Raw genomic sequence first — 17,626 nt, 5'->3', positions numbered from 1 at the left:
GTTGTAACATCCGTGCAGCTTCGCCCTTTATTCCGGCAGCAGCCCCCGATTTGTGGCGCTACGGATCTCCGCTCGCAGCGTCTCCACCTCGTACCCCACCTTCCGCAATGTCTTCGCCGCCAGGCAGTCCGGCACCAGCAGAAAGCCCAGCAATAAGTGGCCCGTGTGGAGCGACTTGTGGCCCCTGGCCTCGCGCTCCTGGTCCGCCAGCTCCAGCACCTTCCTGGCATCCCTGCTGAGCATCATGTCCACTGAGGTGCCGGTCTGAATATTCTTGGCGGGCATCCCGGCCAGGATCGCCAGCCGGATCGCCTCTTTCGCTCCGTCGGGAAACGGCAGGCCCCGTTCCAATCCCTCCTGGACCAGGCCCAGCAGCAGGTGCTCCGTTTCAATTTGAGCCGCTCCATACTCGCTGGCTGCGTACCTTCCAAAGAAGATCGTGCGACGCGCCTTCTCGGTATATCTGTCGAACATTCGGCTACCCTCACTGGCTTGACACCAGCCCAAGCCCCGTGAACTCCACCAGTGCAAAACAGCACTCCTTCGACAATACCTCCCGGCAGAGCCAATCATGCCCCTGCGAGCCGCCAAAGCGGAGGAGGCCGCTGCGAACCCCGACCGTCAGGGAGGGGTCCCCACCGCGCTGCGAACCGCGACTGGCAAGGAGCGGGCCACGGCCCCCCACGCCTCTCCAACCGACCAGCCCCGCCCACCCCACCGCAAACAACTGCCGGTTTTCTCAACATTTCTCACCCCATCCGGCGAACAAACAGCAACCCTCCCCTTGCACCTCAATTTCAGGTGTGATTGTCTTATTTCCCAGGAGGCAATCGTCCCCGTTTATGACGCCGGCTCTCTTATCCGATTCCCCGCCCCGCTCCAGCCCTCTTTCCTTCGAAGAACAGGACTTCATCGACAGACTCATCGCCCAGCACCGCGGCCGTCCCGGTATGCTGCTGAGCCTGCTCGAAGCGATCCAGGACCGCCAACCCAACAAGTACCTGCCCATCGAGGTGCTCGACTACCTGGCCGCCCGCACCGGCATTCCCGGCGCCCAGATCTACAGCGTGGCGACCTTCTACTCGCTCTTTAACCTGAAACCGCAGGGCGAGCACACGGTCTGCATTTGCCGCGGCACGGCCTGCCACACCCGCGGCTCCCGCACTCTGCTGGAGCGCGTCAAACTCCAACTCGGCCTCAAGGAAGAGGACGAGGACGGCAGCGCCGAGAAGATGTGCGCCACCACGGCCGACCGCCGCTTCACGGTCCGCACCGTCGCCTGCTTCGGCCAGTGCGCCCTCGCCCCCGTCGCCGAGATCGATCACTCCATCCTGGGCCACGTCAACGAGCGCGCTCTCGAACGTGAAGTCGACGCCATTAAGAAGGGCGGTCATCGATGAAGCGCATCACCGATCTCTCCAGCTTCAACGAAGTGCGCGAAGCCGGCTTGTCCAGACTGCTGCCCGACCGGCCCCGCATCGCCGTCGGCATGGGCACCTGCGGCACCGGCAACGGAGCCGAATCCGTCTATCACGCCTTCGCCGATTCCATCAATACCCGCGGCCTGGGCATGAACCTCGCCCGCACCGGCTGCTTCGGCTTCTGCGCGGCGGAACCCCTGGTGAACGTCTACCTGCCCGGCAAACCGCTGGTCATCCTGCAGCGCGTACAGGCCAACGACGTCCCCGGCATCCTCGACGACCTCGCCAGCGGCCGCATGCCCACCGGCCTCGCCCTCTGCAAGATCGAGGAGTGGGATCACATCACCGGCCACGTCCGCTTCGGCGTCGGCCTGCCCGAGATCCCCCACTGGCACGAAGTCCCCTTCTTCACCGGCCAGAAAAAGATCGTCCTGCGCAACTGCGGCCTCATCAATCCCAACGAGATCGACGAGTACATCGCCATCGGCGGCTACCAGGCCCTCTACAAGGTCCTCATCGACAACAACCCCGACATGGTGATCGAGGCCGTCAAGGCCTCCAAACTGCGCGGCCGCGGCGGCGCGGGCTACCAGACCGGCATCAAGTGGGAGTTCCTCCGCAAGGCCAAATCGGAGCGCAAGTACATCATCTGCAATGCCGACGAAGGCGACCCCGGCGCCTACATGAACCGCAACGAGATCGAGAGCGATCCGCACTCCCTCATCGAAGGCATGATCATCGGCGGCTTCGTCATGGGCGCCACCGAAGGCATCCTCTACGTCCGCGCCGAATACCCTCTCGCCGTCCATCGCCTCAACTCCGCCATCGAACAGGCCCGGGAATGCGGCCTGCTGGGCGACAACATCCTGGGCCGCGGCTTCCGCTTTGACCTCCAGCTCGTCGAAGGCGCCGGAGCCTTCGTCTGCGGCGAGGAAACCGCCCTCATCCGCTCTCTCGAAGGCAAAGCCGGCCGCCCCACCCCTCGTCCGCCCTATCCGGCGGAGCACGGCCTCTACGGCTGCCCCACCAACATCAATAACGTCGAAACCTGGTACAACATCGCCCCCATCGTCATCAAAGGCCCCGGCTGGTTCACTGAAACCGGCAGCGCCAAGAGCTCCGGCACCAAGGTCTTCTCCCTCGTCGGCAAGGTGAACAACACCGGCCTCGTCGAAATGCCCCTCGGCACTCCGCTCAAGACCTTCGTCTACGACGTCGGCGGCGGCGGCGCCCACGGCCGCGCCATCAAGGCCGTCCAGACCGGCGGCCCCTCCGGCGGCTGCATCCCGCAGGAGATGTTCGATACCTGCGTCGACTACGAGTCCCTCGGCCAGCTCGGCTCCATCATGGGCTCCGGCGGCATGGTCGTCATGGACGAAGACAACTGCATGGTCGACGTCGCCCGCTACTTCATCGAGTTCACCCACTCGGAAAGCTGCGGCAAGTGCATCCCCTGCCGCGTCGGCCTCGACAAGAGCCTCTACTACCTCAACCGCATCACCCAGGGCAAAGGCACTGAAGCCGACTTCGCCCTGCTCGACGACCTCAGCCGCATGATCCGCGACACCTCGCTCTGCGGCCTCGGCCAGACCGCCCCCAATCCCGTCCTCACCACCATGCGCCACTTCCGCCATGAGTTCGAGGACCACATCCGCGCCGCCCGCTGCCGCGCCGGCGTCTGCGAGGATCTCGCCCTCAGCCCCTGCGAGAACTCCTGCCCGCTCCACATGAACATCCCGCGCTTCCTGCAGCTCCTCAAGGAAGACCGGCTGGAAGAGGCCTTTGTCTCCGTGGTGATGGACAACCCGCTGCCCGCCTCCACCGGCCGCGTCTGCCAGCACCCCTGCGACAACCGCTGCCGCCGCACCGGAGTCGACTCCGCCGTCAACATGCGCGAAGTCCACCGCTACATCGCCGACGCCATCTACCCCTCTGACCGCTTCGACGCCCTCGCCGCCGATGTCGCCGCCCGCCGCAAACCCCTCACCGGCAAACGCTGCGCCGTCGTCGGAGCCGGCCCCACCGGCCTCGCCTGCGCCTTCTACCTCTGCATGCTCGGCCACGAGGTAATGGTCTACGACTCCAACCCGGCCGCCGGCGGCATGCTCCGCTATGCCCTGCCCGACTACCGCCTGCCCAAGGATGTCCTCGATCGTGAAATCGAACTCATCCGCCGCACCGGCGTTCAGTTCACCTTCGACACCCAGGTGCCGCGCGACGTCTCCCTCAACGACCTCGACAGCCAGTACGACGCCGTCTTCCTCTCCATCGGCACCTGGAAAGAGAGCTGGGTCTACCTGCCCGGCACCGAACTCACCGGCGTCATCCCCGCCCTGCCCTTCCTCGAGGCAGTCTCCAAAGAGCAGCCCATCCCCCTGGGCAAACGCGTCACCGTCATCGGCGGCGGCAATGCCGCCATCGACTCGGCCCGCACCGCCCTGCGCCTCGGCAGCAAGGTGACCATCATCTATCGCCGTGAACGCAAAGACATGCCGGCCATCCCAGAGGAGACGGAGGCCGCCGAAGCCGAAGGCGCCGAGATCGTCTTCCTCGCCACGCCCCACCGCATCGTCGGCGGACCCGACGGCCGCGTCCAGGCCATCGAGGCCGTCCGCACCAAGCTGGGCGAGTACGACTCCTCCGGCCGCCGCCGCCCCATGCCCACCGACGAAATCATCCGCTTCGCCTGCGACACCGTCATCCTCGCCGTCGGCGAAACCGTGGACCTCGACTTCGCCAAGGCTTCCGGCCTCAAAATCAAGGAAAGCGGCCTCATCGAGGTCGACCGCTACACCCTCGAAACCAGCCGCTCGAAATTCTACGCCGGCGGCGACCTCATCACCGGAGCCTCCAACGTCTCCAATGCCATGGGCTACGGCAAGAAAGCCGCCCGCAACATCGACCGCCGCCTCATGAACGTCCGCCGCTGGGAGGAGGTCTTCCCCTCCTTCGAGTACGACCAGGCCCCGCCGGCCCATGCCAGCGAGGCGGCCCGTCATCACGTCGAGGAGGTGGATGCCGCCCAGCGCGCCACCACCTTCGCCGAGGCCACCATCGGGCTCGCCCCCGTCGACGCCATGGAGGAAGCCTGCCGCTGCCTCCGCTGCGATGTCCGCAACGGCGACCACTAGAAAGGAGAACGCGCCATGCCTCAGAAGATATCTCTCCGCATCGATGGCGAGCTGATCCATACGGCCGCCGGTCAAAGCATCCTCGACGCCGCCAAGGCTCACAACAAATTCATCCCCTCCCTGTGCCACATGAAGGGGCTCAGCTCCGTCGGTGCCTGCCGCCTCTGCATCGTCGAAGTCGCCGGCGTCGGGCGCCTCCTGCCCGCCTGCACCACGCCCGTCCAGGACGGCATGTCCGTCACGACACAATCCGATAAGCTCCGCCGCTACCGCCGCATCGCCGTGGAACTGCTCTTCGCGGAACGCAACCACGTCTGCGCGGTCTGCGTCTCCAACGGCTTCTGCGAACTCCAGGCCCTGGCCACGCGCCTCGGCGTCACCAACGTCCGCTATCCTTACACCTACCCCAAGGTCCCCATCGACCTCACTCATCCGCGCTATACCTCAGATCAGAACCGCTGCATCCTCTGCTCGCGCTGCGTGCGCGTCTGCGCCGAAGTGGAGGGCGCCCACGTCTGGGACATCTCCGGCCGCGGAGTCGGCTCGCGCCTAGTCTGCGAACTCAATCGCAAATGGGGCGACTCCACCAACTGCACCAGTTGCGGGAAATGCGTCCAAAGCTGCCCCACCGGAGCCATCGCCGAGAAAGGCTTCGCCGTCGAGGAGATGAGCAAGCGGACCGATCCCATCAGCCGCCTGGCGACCTTGCGGGCCGCCGGCGCCGACAACAAGCCGGGGGTGATCTTATGAGTAAGGCCAAGGTGGCCACAGTCTGGTTGGACGGCTGCAGCGGCTGTCACATGTCCCTCCTCGACATCGACGAGGTCCTCATCGAGGTGCTGCACAAGGCCGACATCGTCTACGGTCCGCTGGTCGATGCCCAGGAGTTCCCTGAAGGCGTCGACGTCACCCTCACCGAGGGCGCGGTCAGCAGCCAGCACGACTACAAGCTCATCCAGCAGATCCGCAAACGCACAAAATTCCTGATCGCGCTGGGCGATTGCGCCGTCACCGGCAACGTCCCCTCCATGCGCAATACGATTCCCACCAAACGCCTGCTCGAACGCGCTTATGTGGAAGGGGCCGACATCCATCAGCGTGCCCCTTCTGACGGCGTGCCGGCTCTGCTCCGGCACGCCGTCCCCGTCCAGGAGATCGTCAAGGTCGATCTCCATCTGCCGGGCTGCCCGCCCAAACCCGCGCTCATCGCCTTCGCCCTCACGGAACTGCTGGCCGGCCGCAAACCCGACCTCACCAACGCTTCCGTTGCGAGCCTGGTCAAGTTCGGCTGATCTGGAGGTCCCATGCCGTCTACTATCACCATCAATCACGTCACGCGCATCGAAGGTCATGCCCGCATCGACATCCATCTGAACGACCTCGGCAAGGTCGCCTCCACTCAATTCCACGTCACCCAGTTCCGTGGCTTTGAGAAGTTCACCGAAGGCCGCCCCTACTACGAGATGCCAGCCATCACCGCGCGCATCTGCGGCATCTGCCCGGTCAGCCATCTTCTTGCGTCCGTCAAGGCCTGCGACGCGATCATGGCCGTCCAGATCCCTGAGCCCGCCGCCCTCCTGCGCGAACTCCTCCACTGCGCCCAGTTCGTCCAGAGCCACGCCCTCAGCTTCTTCCACCTCTCCGCGCCCGACCTGCTGCTCGGCTTCGACTCCGATCCCGCCCTGCGCAACATCGTCGGTCTCATCGAGAAACATCCCGAAGCGGCCCGCGACGGCATCGCCCTGCGCAAGTTCGGCCAGCAGGCCATCGAACGCATGGCCGGAGAGCGCATCCACCCCTCCTGGACCGTGCCCGGAGGCGTCAACAAACCCCTCTCCGCCGACGCCCGCGACCACATCCTCACCGGCCTGCCCATCGCCAAATCGATCGTGCGCCGCACCCTGAAGAACTTCAAGGCGATGCTCGACGACTTCCCCGAAGAGAGCGCCGCCTTCGGCAACATGCCCACCGCCTACGCCGGCCTCTCCGGCCTCGACGGCGAATTCAAGATCTACGACGGCGCCCTGCGCTTCATCGACAACGCAGCCAAGCCCCTGGCCACCATAGCCCGCCCACTGGACTATGCCAAGTACATCGGCGAAGCCACGATGCCCGATTCGTACCTGAAAGCCCCCTACTTCAAGCCCCTGGGCTACCCGGAAGGCATCTACCGCGTCGGCCCGCTAGGCCGCCTGAACGTAGCCGCCCGCATGGGCACCCCCGAAGCGGACGCCGAACTCGACGAGTATCGCGAACGCCTGGGCCGCATCGTCCAGAGCTCGTTCTTCTACCACTACGCCCGCCTGATCGAAGCGCTCTACGGCGTGGAGCGCATGGAAGAGCTCCTGAACGAACCCCTGATCACCGACACCCACGTCCGGGCCGAAGCCGGAGTCAACGCCAACCAGGGCGTAGGCATCATCGAAGCCCCGCGAGGCGTCCTCATCCACCACTACAAAGTGGACGACAACGGAGCCATCACCTGGGCCAACCTGATCGTAGCCACCGGCCACAACAACCTGGCCCTGAACCACAGCATCCGTCAGGTAGCCGAACAATTCGTAGACGGAGCCCAGCTAAAAGAAGGAGCCGTCAACCGCGTCTCCGCCGTAGTCCGAGCGTACGACCCGTGCCTGAGCTGCTCCACCCACGCGTATGGTGGCCCGGCAGTCGACCTGAGGCTGTGGAGCCCGAATGGGGAGCTGGTCGATTCCTGGCCAAAGCCGGAGTAGATTGGGGCCCGCAACCACAGCGCGACTCTACGCGTTGAATCGTTGAGATTGATCCCGACAGGACGCGGGTCAGTCGTGATGCGGCCGCTGCACACCGTCTGGCGACAACCTGTCTTCCGTTTACGCGCGCCACAGTTCATACGAATGCGCGTCGCGGAAACGGCGTGGTCCATCGAATTGAAATCCCACTCCGCTGGCGCGCCGGTGTCGGGTATACTCGGATCGAATCGGCAATCCGCACATCCAAACCTCGCAATGTAAAAATCCAAAATCGCGAGCTGGGTAGTCCCCTATTGTGAGTTAACCCAGTGCGCGCGGCGTCGGTTTACAATAACACTCGAATTACAATGAGCGATCAGCCAAATCTTACTCTCACAGAGATCTCGAGCTCGGCTCTGTGGGCGCGGCTCCAAAGTGCGAACGATCGTGGCGAGTTACCCTCGGCGGTCCGGAAGTTGGCCGCAAATGCGGCACCATTGCTGGAGCACGTCGCACAGTACATGCCGCTCTATACTCTGCACACTGAGCGGCACGTGCTGAACGTGATTGGCTGGATGGATTGGCTGACTACGGATTGCATCGACGAACTTTCCGCCATCGACTGCGCCGTGCTGCTCATGGCGGCCTATACTCACGACCTCGGAATGGCTGTGTCGCACAAGCAGTACCAGGAGCTGATGGACGATGCCGAATCGCATACGCCGGAATGGATCGAGTTCCAGAAATTCCTAGACGGCTACGCGGAGCACAAGCGGCGGATCGAGCAACTCCGTACGGAAGGCCGTCACTACGCCTCCGAACAGGTTCGCGCCTATTTACTCACGGAGTTCCTGCGCCGAACACATGCCGACGAACACTCGACGCGTCTGAAGACCCAATTGGATGCGATCGTATCCGCCTCCGGCGATGGGAGCCTGTTTCGCCACGCGAACGCCTCGTTCCGCCACGAACTCGAACTGCTCGCCATCAGCCACAATCAGGACCCGGGCTGGTTGCGCCACAAACTCGGGACAGCGCCGATCCTGTTCGGTCAGCAGGTGCTCAACCTCCCACTCCTGGGAACCATATTGCGCCTGGCCGATGTCCTGGACTTCGACTCCTCAAGGACCCCCGGCATCCTATTCCAGCATCTCGGATTGGACGGTACGCAGCCATTGGAACAGGTCGCCGACAACGACGGCATCGGTATCAGCCAGCAGGAATGGCGAAAACACCTCGCCATCACTGGAATTCACTACGACAGCACCAGAAGCGAGCTAACCTACTCGGCGAAGGAGTGTCCCGACCCCGTCACGGAAAAGACGATCCACAGCTTCCTCGGCTGGATTCGTGAGGAAGTCTCAACCGCGCAGGGCCAGTCGCGCTTGCGCCTCCCGAAAGTGATTGCCGACATCAAACCGGCAAGGAAGGCGGACGGCAAACCCGCTTACGAATTCCACGACTGGCAATTCCATCTGAGCCACACGGAAATAGTCGACCTGCTGATGAACGAGTCGCTCTATGGCGACCCCGGCTTGGCAATCCGTGAATTGGCGCAGAATGCCCTGGACGCCCTTGAGTTGCGCGACCTCCGCCTCCAGTACCGGCGCAAGACCGGCCGGAACTCGTCAAGTGCCGCCCTGGACGGGACGCCGACGCAGACTCCCGGATCATTCCTCGACAATTCCGGTCAGGTCGTGCCGCTTCAAGCAGATCTCCGCTGGGACTTCGACGCAGACCAAGGCCGTTGGTGGCTCGAGTTCTCCGACAACGGCGTGGGCATGAGCAAGGAGACCATCGGCCGCTACTTCACAAACTTAGGGAAGAGCTACTACAAGAGCGCAGAGTTTGAGCGCGAAAAGGAGGAGTTGCGCCGGCAGGGGCTGATCGCCACCCCCATCTCCCAGTTCGGAATCGGCATCCTCTCCGCTTTCATGCTGGCCGATCGCATTGAGGTGAAGACCAATGCAGGCGGCGGAGAGAAAACCGACTTGACTGTCTCCGGAGCGGGCAGTCTGTTCTGGACCAGCGAAGGCTCACGCCCTGCACAAGGAACTGATGTCAAGCTGTGGCTGAAACCGGAACTCACGCTGGTTCACGATCGGAACCGATCCCTGGACCTGCTAAGGACTGAGTTCGAATACTCACGGAGGCGGCCGGGTCAAAAGAGGTACCCGCCACAGCACTACGATCCCTTCCACCAACTGGCTTTGCATGTTGTCTGGCCGATGTATCCGATTGGAATCCACCCGCCAAAGGCTCAGAATCGCAGCGTCGGCAGCGACTTCTTGGACGGCACATTTCACATCCGCAAGTTAATCCCAATGAACTTGCAGCTTCTAAGGGAGAAGGCGCACAAGTGGGACATCGAGCTGCCGGGCTCGCTCCCACTGAAGTGGATGAACTTCGACTGGTGCGACAATGCGACGCCTGAGGCCACGGGAAGCCGTATTCGAATTATAGCGCCGGGCATCGGCCAGAGTAGAGACTGGGATCGCTCAGAGACACTCTGTGACCTTGGGGCTTGGCTCGTCCAGAGTCTGGTGGAAGATATCTCGGAAACAAGACCGCTCGTGCGATCGATGGACGTCGCCGACACCACTGTGTTCTCCAGAATACTGGAAGTAGAAAGGGGTGTCGGCCTCTCCCTGTGGGTGGATTTGCGAGGCGAAGCTTCACCGAGATTGAAGGCCGATCGGACACAGGCGCTGCCACCCAAAAGCGAGGGGGAATGGTGGTCCTGCTGCGCCTCGGTCTTTGCTCGGTTCTTTGCCTTCCTCGAAGCGAATCCTGCATCGGCATGGCTGAGCCTTTCTTTTTCAGGCGAGGTTCGTGAACGTTTGGCTCGGGCAGCCTCAAGAGCAGAAAACTGCTCGGCCAGTGAGCTCGAGCGCCGCGTCGAAATCTCCCTCGTGCCATCCAGAGAGATTCTGGAGTCGCGCTTCCGCGGGTTCCAGCTCAACCTCGCCTTCGCTGTCGCCCTGGCTCGTGACCGCAACCTCGCCCGTGATCTGGCCCGCGACCTCGACGGCGACTTCAACCGAGACTCAGACCTCGACGCCAAGCTCAGGCGCGCCATCTCAATTGCACATGCCCTCGCCCGCGAAGGTGATCTCAATCTCGACCTAGACCTCGAATACTCGATCGACCAAGACCTCCTGAGCATGTTGCAGCACCATCTCTTGCAGGAAGCCTGCTACCCGAGTCTGCGGCAATCATGGCCGCCAGTGAATCTCTATCGCTATGACGGCTCCATCGCCGATGCGCAGCTTACGGCGCCGTGCCTATTCCGCTTCGCCGAGTCGCCCGACGACTCGGGAGCGGTCATCCCACCCACAACACCCAACGAGGAGGCGAGAAATCTGACCACAAACGGATTCGACCTATGTTTTCCCACATCCGCTATCCCCCTTTGGCCCTTGCGGAGCAGGCTACGGGAATGGGGGAGGGACCGCAGCCTGCGAAGAAGAGCAGCAATGGTGTTCCTATTCGAGAAGGTGGCGGACAAATATCGAGAGCAGCCCAAGCTACAACAATCTTTTCTCCCAGCCAAACACATTTACGCATTCCTCCCCGACGCGAGCCTTTGGTACAAGCCATTCACCGAGTGGGAGGAAAGCGACTGGCAAAACCCAGCCAACCGCTCCATGTTGTGGCGCATCGACGAAGGAATCGTGGTCTCCAGACCGGGACTCCGGCCCCTCAACGAAATGCACTCGCTTCCCGCCGATGAGCCAACAACCAAGCCTTGGTCACGCTGGCAGAGGAGCAAGTGAAACCACAGTGGTTTGTGACGATTGGCTGCTACACGAGACTATCCCGGCCCACAAGGAACTCAGCGAAACCCATCGGCAACCGTAAAGCCCAGCACGAGCATCCTCTGGGCAAGTACGCAGGGACAGCCCAAGTTCTCCCGAGCGTTCTTCCTGCTCTCTAGGAAATTCCCATTTCTCTCAAGTGAACCCGCTGGAGAGGACTGAAGGTCATCGACGGCCTCGGTCGCACTACCGTCAAGAGGCGACATGAGAATGCTCGGACAATAGCTCGAGCCAGTCAACGCGGAAACTGAGATCAGTCAATCCGTCGTGAAATAAGCCGAACAAGGGATGAACGCCGCCAGACTGACGAGAAACCCGAGGACAACCCGGCCATCGATCTGTGGACAGCTGAGCGTTCGCCGCGGCTAATCGGAAGAACGGATCGGAGGATCTGACAGATGACACGAATTCCGGCGTACATCGGCGCTCACGCAATGGCGTTGCTGTCCGGGCGTGGCAGTTCCAGCACTAAGCGACAGAAAAGGCATTCAGGATAGTGCTATCGGAGACTCAAGTCCAGCAACATCCTATAAGCGGGGCTATCGACTGGAGCGAGCTCGTCACTCCACAGCCTTGCGCCGCGCCAGTGGAGCAACCTGCTTCAACAGCGCGGCGGAGCCCGTGTCGCAGAAGGACTTTCCACTCGGGCTCCTCGTAGCGAGATCCGCAAGTTCGACTCTGCACAAGGCTACAATGAATTGGCATACCCGTTGAGCCTGCACCAAATCGTGCCAAACCCCTTGTTCTTGCAAAGGTATGTTCATGGGGTCGAGCAGCCACATTCGCTGCTCACCACGGAGTTTCTCACTGTGCCTCAAGGAGCTCACATAGGGAAACCAACAACCGAAGGCCTGTTGATAATTGACGCGATTCCTTAAACCACTTAACCAACCTGCGGAGCTATGATTCTGGAGCAACTCGCCGCAAAGCTCCGTCAGCTTTATTGAAATCGGCTGGGTAGTAGCGGTCAAGCCAAACTTGAGAATCTCGGAACTCACCGCCATTATGTGCTTTGCAAATGTATCCCACACAACTTCGTGAGAACCACCGCCCGAGGCAATCTGATTGCAGGTGAGCTTACGACTATTGGGGTCGTAGGCGCATCGATAGGTTCCGGCCGATATTGTAAACCCGTTGTCTGCGCCATACAGCTTGGCAACTTTCGCGACAGCGCTCGCTGCACTTTGATCTACTTGCGTGCAACTCATTTTTGTAAGGCGCATGAGGGAGTGGGCAGCAAAATAGGCCGCATAATAAGATTTGATGAACAACCAACTCGTAGAGCGTGGAAGCTCGGCACTCTTCTGAGAAAGAATCAGACTCTCGAAGGAGGCACACCCGAGACGATCGAGATCAAAGGCAAATGCCTTGAGCAGAGATTCTGGATCGCTTACATATATGCAAAATGCCGTACTGGAGGTAAGTGGCTCAAAAACATGATATTTTTGCATCCTAAACCAGTCGGCTAGCGAGGAGTAGAGCGGGCCTTCTACAGCATTGATACCAGGAGTCCATAGCGGCCGGATTGCATTCGCAACTTCTGACATTCCGCTACAAAGAGAATTTCTTTCGAAGGGTTTCGGACATGGTTTCGTATAGGGCGCGATAACTCAACCCCGGCTTCGAGAAGCTGGCCTTCTTGAGGCGGTCAAAGAGTGCACCCATCACCTCCGCAAAATTGTCCGGGGTATAAACCGCCCCCTTTCTGTCCTTTACTTTTTGGGCAACTTCTGGGAATAGCTGCAGAACCGCGCGAAACACAACTGGACTTGTAATACTTTCTGGAGCCTTCAACGCGGCCAAGCCGTCAATGAAGGCAGTGAGGTACGCCGCTGTGGCTGAGTAAATCTCAGCATTATTGGCGTTTCCAAAATTTCCCATCAAAGGACGGAGCGCCGCATTGAAAGTCACTCTGGTGAGCTTCCCTGCCGCCTTATTAGCAGGACTCATTAGCCCAAGAAGCGGACTCCCTGGATCATCCATAAACTGATCGAATAATTCTCTCAGCACAGCCTCAACGTCGCTCTCGTACTCTGCTAGATTCTTAATATCCAGGAGCAATTCGTTCGAAACTGGGCGCTGCTTCGTGTTGATGTCGATAAATAATCGGGTCTCGTCGCGCCTAGAGAGACCATTGTAGACGACGACAGGAACGCGAAGCGCCGTCTTTGCCTTAGAGAACCCGTAAACGCGGTGCTGGCCGTCCAGAACTAGAAACGCGCGCGGATGACTCTTAAATCCAAGTGTCTTCTTTTTTCGATCAATCGTCATCTCGGCTTCTGGCTGTGCCGAGAGTACAATGGCGCTTGGTATCGTGCCGAGACCGCTGTCGATATACGCTGCGATCTCCTCTGCACGCTTGGCATCGAGAACCCGTTGAAACCCCTTTTTGGGATCTTCGTCTCGCGTCGACACGAAACACGTGCGAGCCAGGACATCGCTGGGTACAGTCAGCGTGTAGAAATTGTACTTACCCTGCGTAACAAGACTGTAAGAAAAGCTGAGAGATTCTGATACTTTACTTGATTCGGTCATTCTAGGGCCGTAACACGAGATCATACCAGATCGGGGACAGCCCGCCGACCAGCGATGGCGTACGGCTGGTATTTCCAGTGTCAGGAGAATTTACGACGAGCCGCCCACCCCTTTGTGCGTTCATTGGCTCTCCGGAACGGCCGGCACAGTCCGTCTCGGCCGCCTTCCGTTCGCGAGCCCATCCGTCCCGAGTGCCAGGTCTCGTACAAGCAGGATTAAGGCAAAGTGACGACGGGGGCGGTCTTGTACATCGGCTCAAACGCGACGCCCCGCTGCGGGCCCTCCGCATACGGCCAGACGGGAACCAGTTTGTCCCCCTGCGTGATCCTGCCGTGGAGCGGCTCCGAGGCGTACGACGTCGGAACCCCGCGCGTGACTTCGCCCCGTTCGGGCGGAAAGACGTATTTCAGCCTCTACACAAAGGAACTCTTCGCGAGCAACAAACTTCAAGCAATTCACCCGTTGTGGCCCCTGGAGTAAGCGGCTACCTTCAGCTCTGCGAACTCATGCACCCCAGCCGGGACCATGACTAACTCCGCAGCCCACCGGGAGGACGGCGCACGATCCCCCCGGAATGCCACGATCTTCGGCACCAAATACACGTCCTGTGGCTTCAGCACCGTGACGTCCATTCCATATTCGCGAATCGCGAATGGCAAATTGCAAGTGCGGCCACCCGCCCGGATTGAGATCTTCTTCGGGCCGCCGCCACGGCCCAGACTTGACCTCCGCCGTTCTGATGCCGCATAATAGCTCAAGAAAGTTGAACCATTATGCAGAGGACGGGCAATCGGGACCTCTACCAGATCGCTGAATCACAAGGCGGCTACTTCACAGCCAAACAGGCCGCACGCCTCGGCTACACAGCCAGCAAACGGAACTACCATGTCGGAACTGGCAACTGGGTCCGGGAGCATCGCGGCATCTATCGTCTTGCGCTCTTTCCGTCGCCCCCCCGCCCCGATTTGATCCTCTGGTGGCTCTGGTCACGGGGACGTAGCGACTCACCGCAGGGCGTCTTCAGCCACCATACGGCCCTCGCCCTCCACGAACTCACCGATGTCAACCCGGCGAGAATCGATCTGACGGTGCCGCCCAGCTTTCGAAAAGGCTCGGAGATCCCCTCAGTGCTCCGGCTGCATTTCGCTGTGGTCGTCGCCACCGATATAGAGGTGGTCGAGAACGTCCCGGTGACTACTGCACTGCGAACGATCCTCGACGTGTGGCGGGAGCAATCACTCCAGGAATCGTCGCTCCGAGATGCCTTTCGCGACGCCAGGAGTCTGGGCAGGATAACCATGGGACAAATTGCTCAGGCGCGTAAAAACCCCGGTGCCACTCAGATCATCGATTCGCTGGAACGGGGCCACCGATGACCACGAGTCGGCAGTACAACTCCGGCGCAGCGCTGCGAACCTCACTGGAAGAGCGGCTCAAGCGCTCCGCCCACGAAGAGGCAGTCGACCTGCAACGCCTCCGTCGTCAGGTCGCCTTCGACCGGTTCCTCGCACGGCTTTTCCAGGACAGGCAAACCGACTGGGTTCTGAAAGGCGGCTACGCGATGGAACTGCGATTTCACGCGGCACGCGCTACCAAGGATCTCGATTTCACAGTAAGAGCAAAGTCCTCCGGCGTGCTCGGATACCTACAGGAGGCAGGGGCGTTGGATATCGGCGATTTCTTCTCATTCCGGATCGGTGAAGCCACGATGGATCTCGACGGCGCACCCTACGGAGGTGCCCGATATCCTGTGGAAGCGATACTCGGCAGCCGCACATTTGTGAAGTTCCACCTGGATGTCGGAGTCGGGGACATCATCGTAGAGCCCCTTGAGTTCGTGCGAACGCGGGATTGGCTTGCTTTTGCCGGAGTCCCTCCACCCGACGTGCCGATGATCCAGCGCGAGCAGCAGTTCGCGGAGAAACTGCACGCCTACACGCTGCCGCGCCCGGCCGCGCCAAACAGCCGCGTCCGAGACTTGGTCGATTTGGTTCTGCTGATCCGCTCCGGCACTCTCGAGCAGACACGCGTGGTCGGTTCCCTAAGGGAAACCTTCGCGCGGCGGGATACGCATCAAATCCCGCGCAAGCTGGAAGCCCCGCCGGAAAGTTGGGTGGCGCCGTTCGCCGCCCTCGCCGAGGAATGCTCATTGGACGTTTCGGTCTCCGAGGCATTCTCAGACTTGACCCGTTACTTCGACGGGCTGGAAGAGGTAAACCTGTGATGACTGCACCGCACTCCAACGGCTCAGTCCCCAATCACACAGAAACGATCCCAACCCCTTGGAGATGCGTCCTTTCGCGAGAGCGTTCGCTTTCAACACCAGGAGCGCAAAAAGGCGCAGAAGTGGCCAGCCACGCTGACGAAGGAGAGTGAACCTTGGCTACCTGTTGACGAGCGGACATAGTCCATTCTGCTCATCTGCCCCCAGCCCCAAACTGAACGGCGACCGCATGAATCACAGGTGCAATAATGGCGGTGGGCCAGGTCAACCCGTTCCTCAAGGACAATGGAGATGACTATAACGATCCAAGCTTGGGTGCTGCGTTCAATCAGAAGATAATGAAGAATTGCTTCGAAAACAAGGATTGGAGGCCATAGCCATGAATGCATTGCTCAGGATTGGCCTTGCGATTGGTCTATGGCTATCAACGAGCTCTTCACAGTACACATGCTCCGCCGCTCAGCTGATGGTCGAGCCAAGCATCGTGGAAGGCAGGTACTGCCTTGACGATACCGGAGCATTGAGTCTAAAGCTGAGTGTACGTTTTACCTACCACAATTCCAGCGACAGCCCCATTGTGTTACCGCTATTCGAGCAGATCGCTCAGTACACTCTCTTTCGAGATGACGAGTCGCTATCCCGGAACCGACCTGAAGGCCAGGAGAAATATCGTGTGCGCCGTCTTTTTGATGAGACGAAACTCAACACTAGCCGGCCAAGTTCGGGTCTTTTCCAGATCCTGGGAAGCGGCGAAAAGCGTGAGAGAATTCATAAGGTTGTCATTTTTCTCCGTCCGCCAAGACGCCCTGGCATTTCCCTGCTTGGGTCGGATCATCTCCTGCAAGTTGAGCTCAATCACTGGTTCGGGAACAGACGGGTTGGTGAGACCCTCCAGCGCACCTGGCGGAACTTTGGATTATTGTGGATAGACACCATAATCGCACCACCCGTAAAGCTCCACATTGAAAAGGACCCCCAGCCGCAACGCTGTCCTCTCCGAATTGATTAGCTTGCAAAAGAGGACAACCCGAGGTGGTTACGTCAGCTATACATAGATTCTCAATAGGCGCGCCTTTACACATCAGGAGAGTTCTGGGTGTGGACGACCCTATTTGTAGCGCAGTGCTTTCCAGTGCGCCAATCGACCAGGGTGTGGTCCACGGTTTCTTTTCCCAGAATGCAGGGGACTGGCTCGGTGCTGAGAAATTCGAGTCATGCATCCCGATTCCGCGAGATGAACTCAGCCTGGGAAGGAGGGAGGATCGTACATTCGTCGCAGAATTCCTGAACACTGGAGAGCCCGATCGCATCTGTTTGTTCTTCTCAGTGTTGTTCGATTGCGACCAGGGGTACTCGAAAGTGCGGACTCCCTATGTATTCGCTAGCCGATCCGCCGCGGAAACCCCGATGGCCGTCTGGTACTTTCTTCAAGGGCCACTGGTAACAATTGATGGTGTCGATGAGGCGATGCTCGACTCCACGGAGTGGCCCGCGATCTGTATTCTTACACGTACAGGAATCGGCCATCCCATTGAGTCCGGGGTCCAACTGGGCCCGGATACAATTCGGGTGATTGCGGAAAATACCCAGTTCATCATGATTGGTGCGTTCGATTGTGGGGAGCGCCTGATATGGAGCCGTACCGATCAATCATTCCAAAACGCTACTGCCTGGTTCTCGACCACGCCGACCCACCGTTTTCCAAAATAGACGAAATGGAAAGAAGGAATGGGTGGGCAACGGCGGCAGGTCGAAACCCCTGTCGGAGACAGGTTCGGCCCGCTCC

12 protein-coding genes are annotated in these 17,626 nt (G+C 60.3%); 9 read left to right on the top strand and 3 right to left on the bottom strand.

What is annotated here, in order from left to right; translation table 11 throughout:
* Nucleotides 1-27: 27 nt before the first annotated feature.
* Nucleotides 28-474 carry a Clp protease N-terminal domain-containing protein gene (locus IRI77_RS00855; protein WP_194450206.1) on the bottom strand — a complete coding sequence of 149 codons (447 nt, stop codon included), beginning with the start codon at nucleotides 472-474 and terminating at the stop codon, nucleotides 28-30.
* Nucleotides 475-842: 368 nt separating this feature from the next.
* On the opposite strand from IRI77_RS00855, the gene IRI77_RS00850 reads away from it, so the two are divergent.
* The 6 genes from IRI77_RS00850 (at nucleotide 843) to IRI77_RS00825 (ending at nucleotide 11,039) form a co-directional block, all read left to right on the top strand.
* A complete protein-coding gene (locus IRI77_RS00850) occupies nucleotides 843-1,400 on the top strand; it encodes an NADH-quinone oxidoreductase subunit NuoE family protein (protein WP_194450205.1) in 558 nt (185 codons plus the stop codon).
* Complete coding sequence (locus IRI77_RS00845) at nucleotides 1,397-4,552, top strand: NADH-ubiquinone oxidoreductase-F iron-sulfur binding region domain-containing protein (RefSeq protein WP_194450204.1); 3,156 nt, start codon at nucleotides 1,397-1,399, stop codon at nucleotides 4,550-4,552. Before IRI77_RS00850 ends, IRI77_RS00845 begins: the two co-directional genes overlap by 4 nt.
* A 15-nt stretch (nucleotides 4,553-4,567) precedes the next feature.
* Nucleotides 4,568-5,302, top strand: a complete 735-nt coding sequence (hoxU, locus tag IRI77_RS00840) for a bidirectional hydrogenase complex protein HoxU (protein WP_194450203.1) — start codon at nucleotides 4,568-4,570, stop codon at nucleotides 5,300-5,302.
* Complete coding sequence (locus tag IRI77_RS00835) at nucleotides 5,299-5,844, top strand: NADH-quinone oxidoreductase subunit B family protein (protein ID WP_194450202.1); 546 nt, start codon at nucleotides 5,299-5,301, stop codon at nucleotides 5,842-5,844. The genes hoxU and IRI77_RS00835 overlap by 4 nt, the downstream gene beginning before the upstream one ends.
* 12 nt (nucleotides 5,845-5,856) lie before the next feature.
* A complete protein-coding gene (locus IRI77_RS00830) occupies nucleotides 5,857-7,284 on the top strand; it encodes a Ni/Fe hydrogenase subunit alpha (protein WP_194450201.1) in 1,428 nt (475 codons plus the stop codon).
* A 347-nt stretch (nucleotides 7,285-7,631) separates the two neighbouring features.
* Nucleotides 7,632-11,039 (top strand): HD domain-containing protein, encoded by a 3,408-nt coding sequence (locus IRI77_RS00825; protein ID WP_456093863.1) that lies wholly within the window; start codon nucleotides 7,632-7,634, stop codon nucleotides 11,037-11,039.
* A gap of 602 nt (nucleotides 11,040-11,641) precedes the next feature.
* Here the strand turns inward: IRI77_RS00825 and IRI77_RS00820 are convergent.
* Nucleotides 11,642-12,628 (bottom strand): hypothetical protein, encoded by a 987-nt coding sequence (locus IRI77_RS00820; RefSeq protein ID WP_194450199.1) that lies wholly within the window; start codon nucleotides 12,626-12,628, stop codon nucleotides 11,642-11,644.
* 4 nt (nucleotides 12,629-12,632) lie between these two features.
* Nucleotides 12,633-13,616: a DGQHR domain-containing protein gene (locus IRI77_RS00815; RefSeq protein WP_194450198.1), complete on the bottom strand. Its 984-nt coding sequence runs from the start codon at nucleotides 13,614-13,616 to the stop codon at nucleotides 12,633-12,635.
* A 773-nt stretch (nucleotides 13,617-14,389) separates the two neighbouring features.
* Here IRI77_RS00815 and IRI77_RS00810 point away from each other — a divergent pair.
* From IRI77_RS00810 to IRI77_RS00800, 3 genes are all read left to right on the top strand, one after another.
* Nucleotides 14,390-14,992 (top strand): type IV toxin-antitoxin system AbiEi family antitoxin domain-containing protein, encoded by a 603-nt coding sequence (locus IRI77_RS00810; protein WP_194450197.1) that lies wholly within the window; start codon nucleotides 14,390-14,392, stop codon nucleotides 14,990-14,992.
* Nucleotides 14,989-15,840 carry a nucleotidyl transferase AbiEii/AbiGii toxin family protein gene (locus IRI77_RS00805; RefSeq protein ID WP_194450196.1) on the top strand — a complete coding sequence of 284 codons (852 nt, stop codon included), beginning with the start codon at nucleotides 14,989-14,991 and terminating at the stop codon, nucleotides 15,838-15,840. Before IRI77_RS00810 ends, IRI77_RS00805 begins: the two co-directional genes overlap by 4 nt.
* A gap of 1,098 nt (nucleotides 15,841-16,938) precedes the next feature.
* Nucleotides 16,939-17,550, top strand: coding sequence for a hypothetical protein (locus IRI77_RS00800; RefSeq protein WP_194450195.1), 612 nt, complete (start codon nucleotides 16,939-16,941; stop codon nucleotides 17,548-17,550).
* Nucleotides 17,551-17,626 lie beyond the last annotated feature (76 nt).

Origin of the sequence: Paludibaculum fermentans (assembly GCF_015277775.1) — a bacterium.
Lineage (GTDB): Bacteria > Acidobacteriota > Terriglobia > Bryobacterales > Bryobacteraceae > Paludibaculum > Paludibaculum fermentans.
The sequence above is the reverse complement of the archived record's forward strand: the minus strand, read 5'-3'. Positions and strand labels throughout refer to the sequence as shown.

Bases quoted from the DNA above. Each gene is read 5' to 3' on its own strand.
- IRI77_RS00855 (WP_194450206.1), bottom strand. From the start codon at position 474: ATGTTCGACAGATATACCGAGAAGGCGCGTCGCACGATCTTCTTTGGA.
- IRI77_RS00850 (WP_194450205.1), top strand. From the start codon at position 843: ATGACGCCGGCTCTCTTATCCGATTCCCCGCCCCGCTCCAGCCCTCTT.
- IRI77_RS00845 (WP_194450204.1), top strand. From the start codon at position 1,397: ATGAAGCGCATCACCGATCTCTCCAGCTTCAACGAAGTGCGCGAAGCC.
- hoxU (WP_194450203.1), top strand. From the start codon at position 4,568: ATGCCTCAGAAGATATCTCTCCGCATCGATGGCGAGCTGATCCATACG.
- IRI77_RS00835 (WP_194450202.1), top strand. From the start codon at position 5,299: ATGAGTAAGGCCAAGGTGGCCACAGTCTGGTTGGACGGCTGCAGCGGC.
- IRI77_RS00830 (WP_194450201.1), top strand. From the start codon at position 5,857: ATGCCGTCTACTATCACCATCAATCACGTCACGCGCATCGAAGGTCAT.
- IRI77_RS00825 (WP_456093863.1), top strand. From the start codon at position 7,632: ATGAGCGATCAGCCAAATCTTACTCTCACAGAGATCTCGAGCTCGGCT.
- IRI77_RS00820 (WP_194450199.1), bottom strand. From the start codon at position 12,628: ATGTCAGAAGTTGCGAATGCAATCCGGCCGCTATGGACTCCTGGTATC.
- IRI77_RS00815 (WP_194450198.1), bottom strand. From the start codon at position 13,616: ATGACCGAATCAAGTAAAGTATCAGAATCTCTCAGCTTTTCTTACAGT.
- IRI77_RS00810 (WP_194450197.1), top strand. From the start codon at position 14,390: ATGCAGAGGACGGGCAATCGGGACCTCTACCAGATCGCTGAATCACAA.
- IRI77_RS00805 (WP_194450196.1), top strand. From the start codon at position 14,989: ATGACCACGAGTCGGCAGTACAACTCCGGCGCAGCGCTGCGAACCTCA.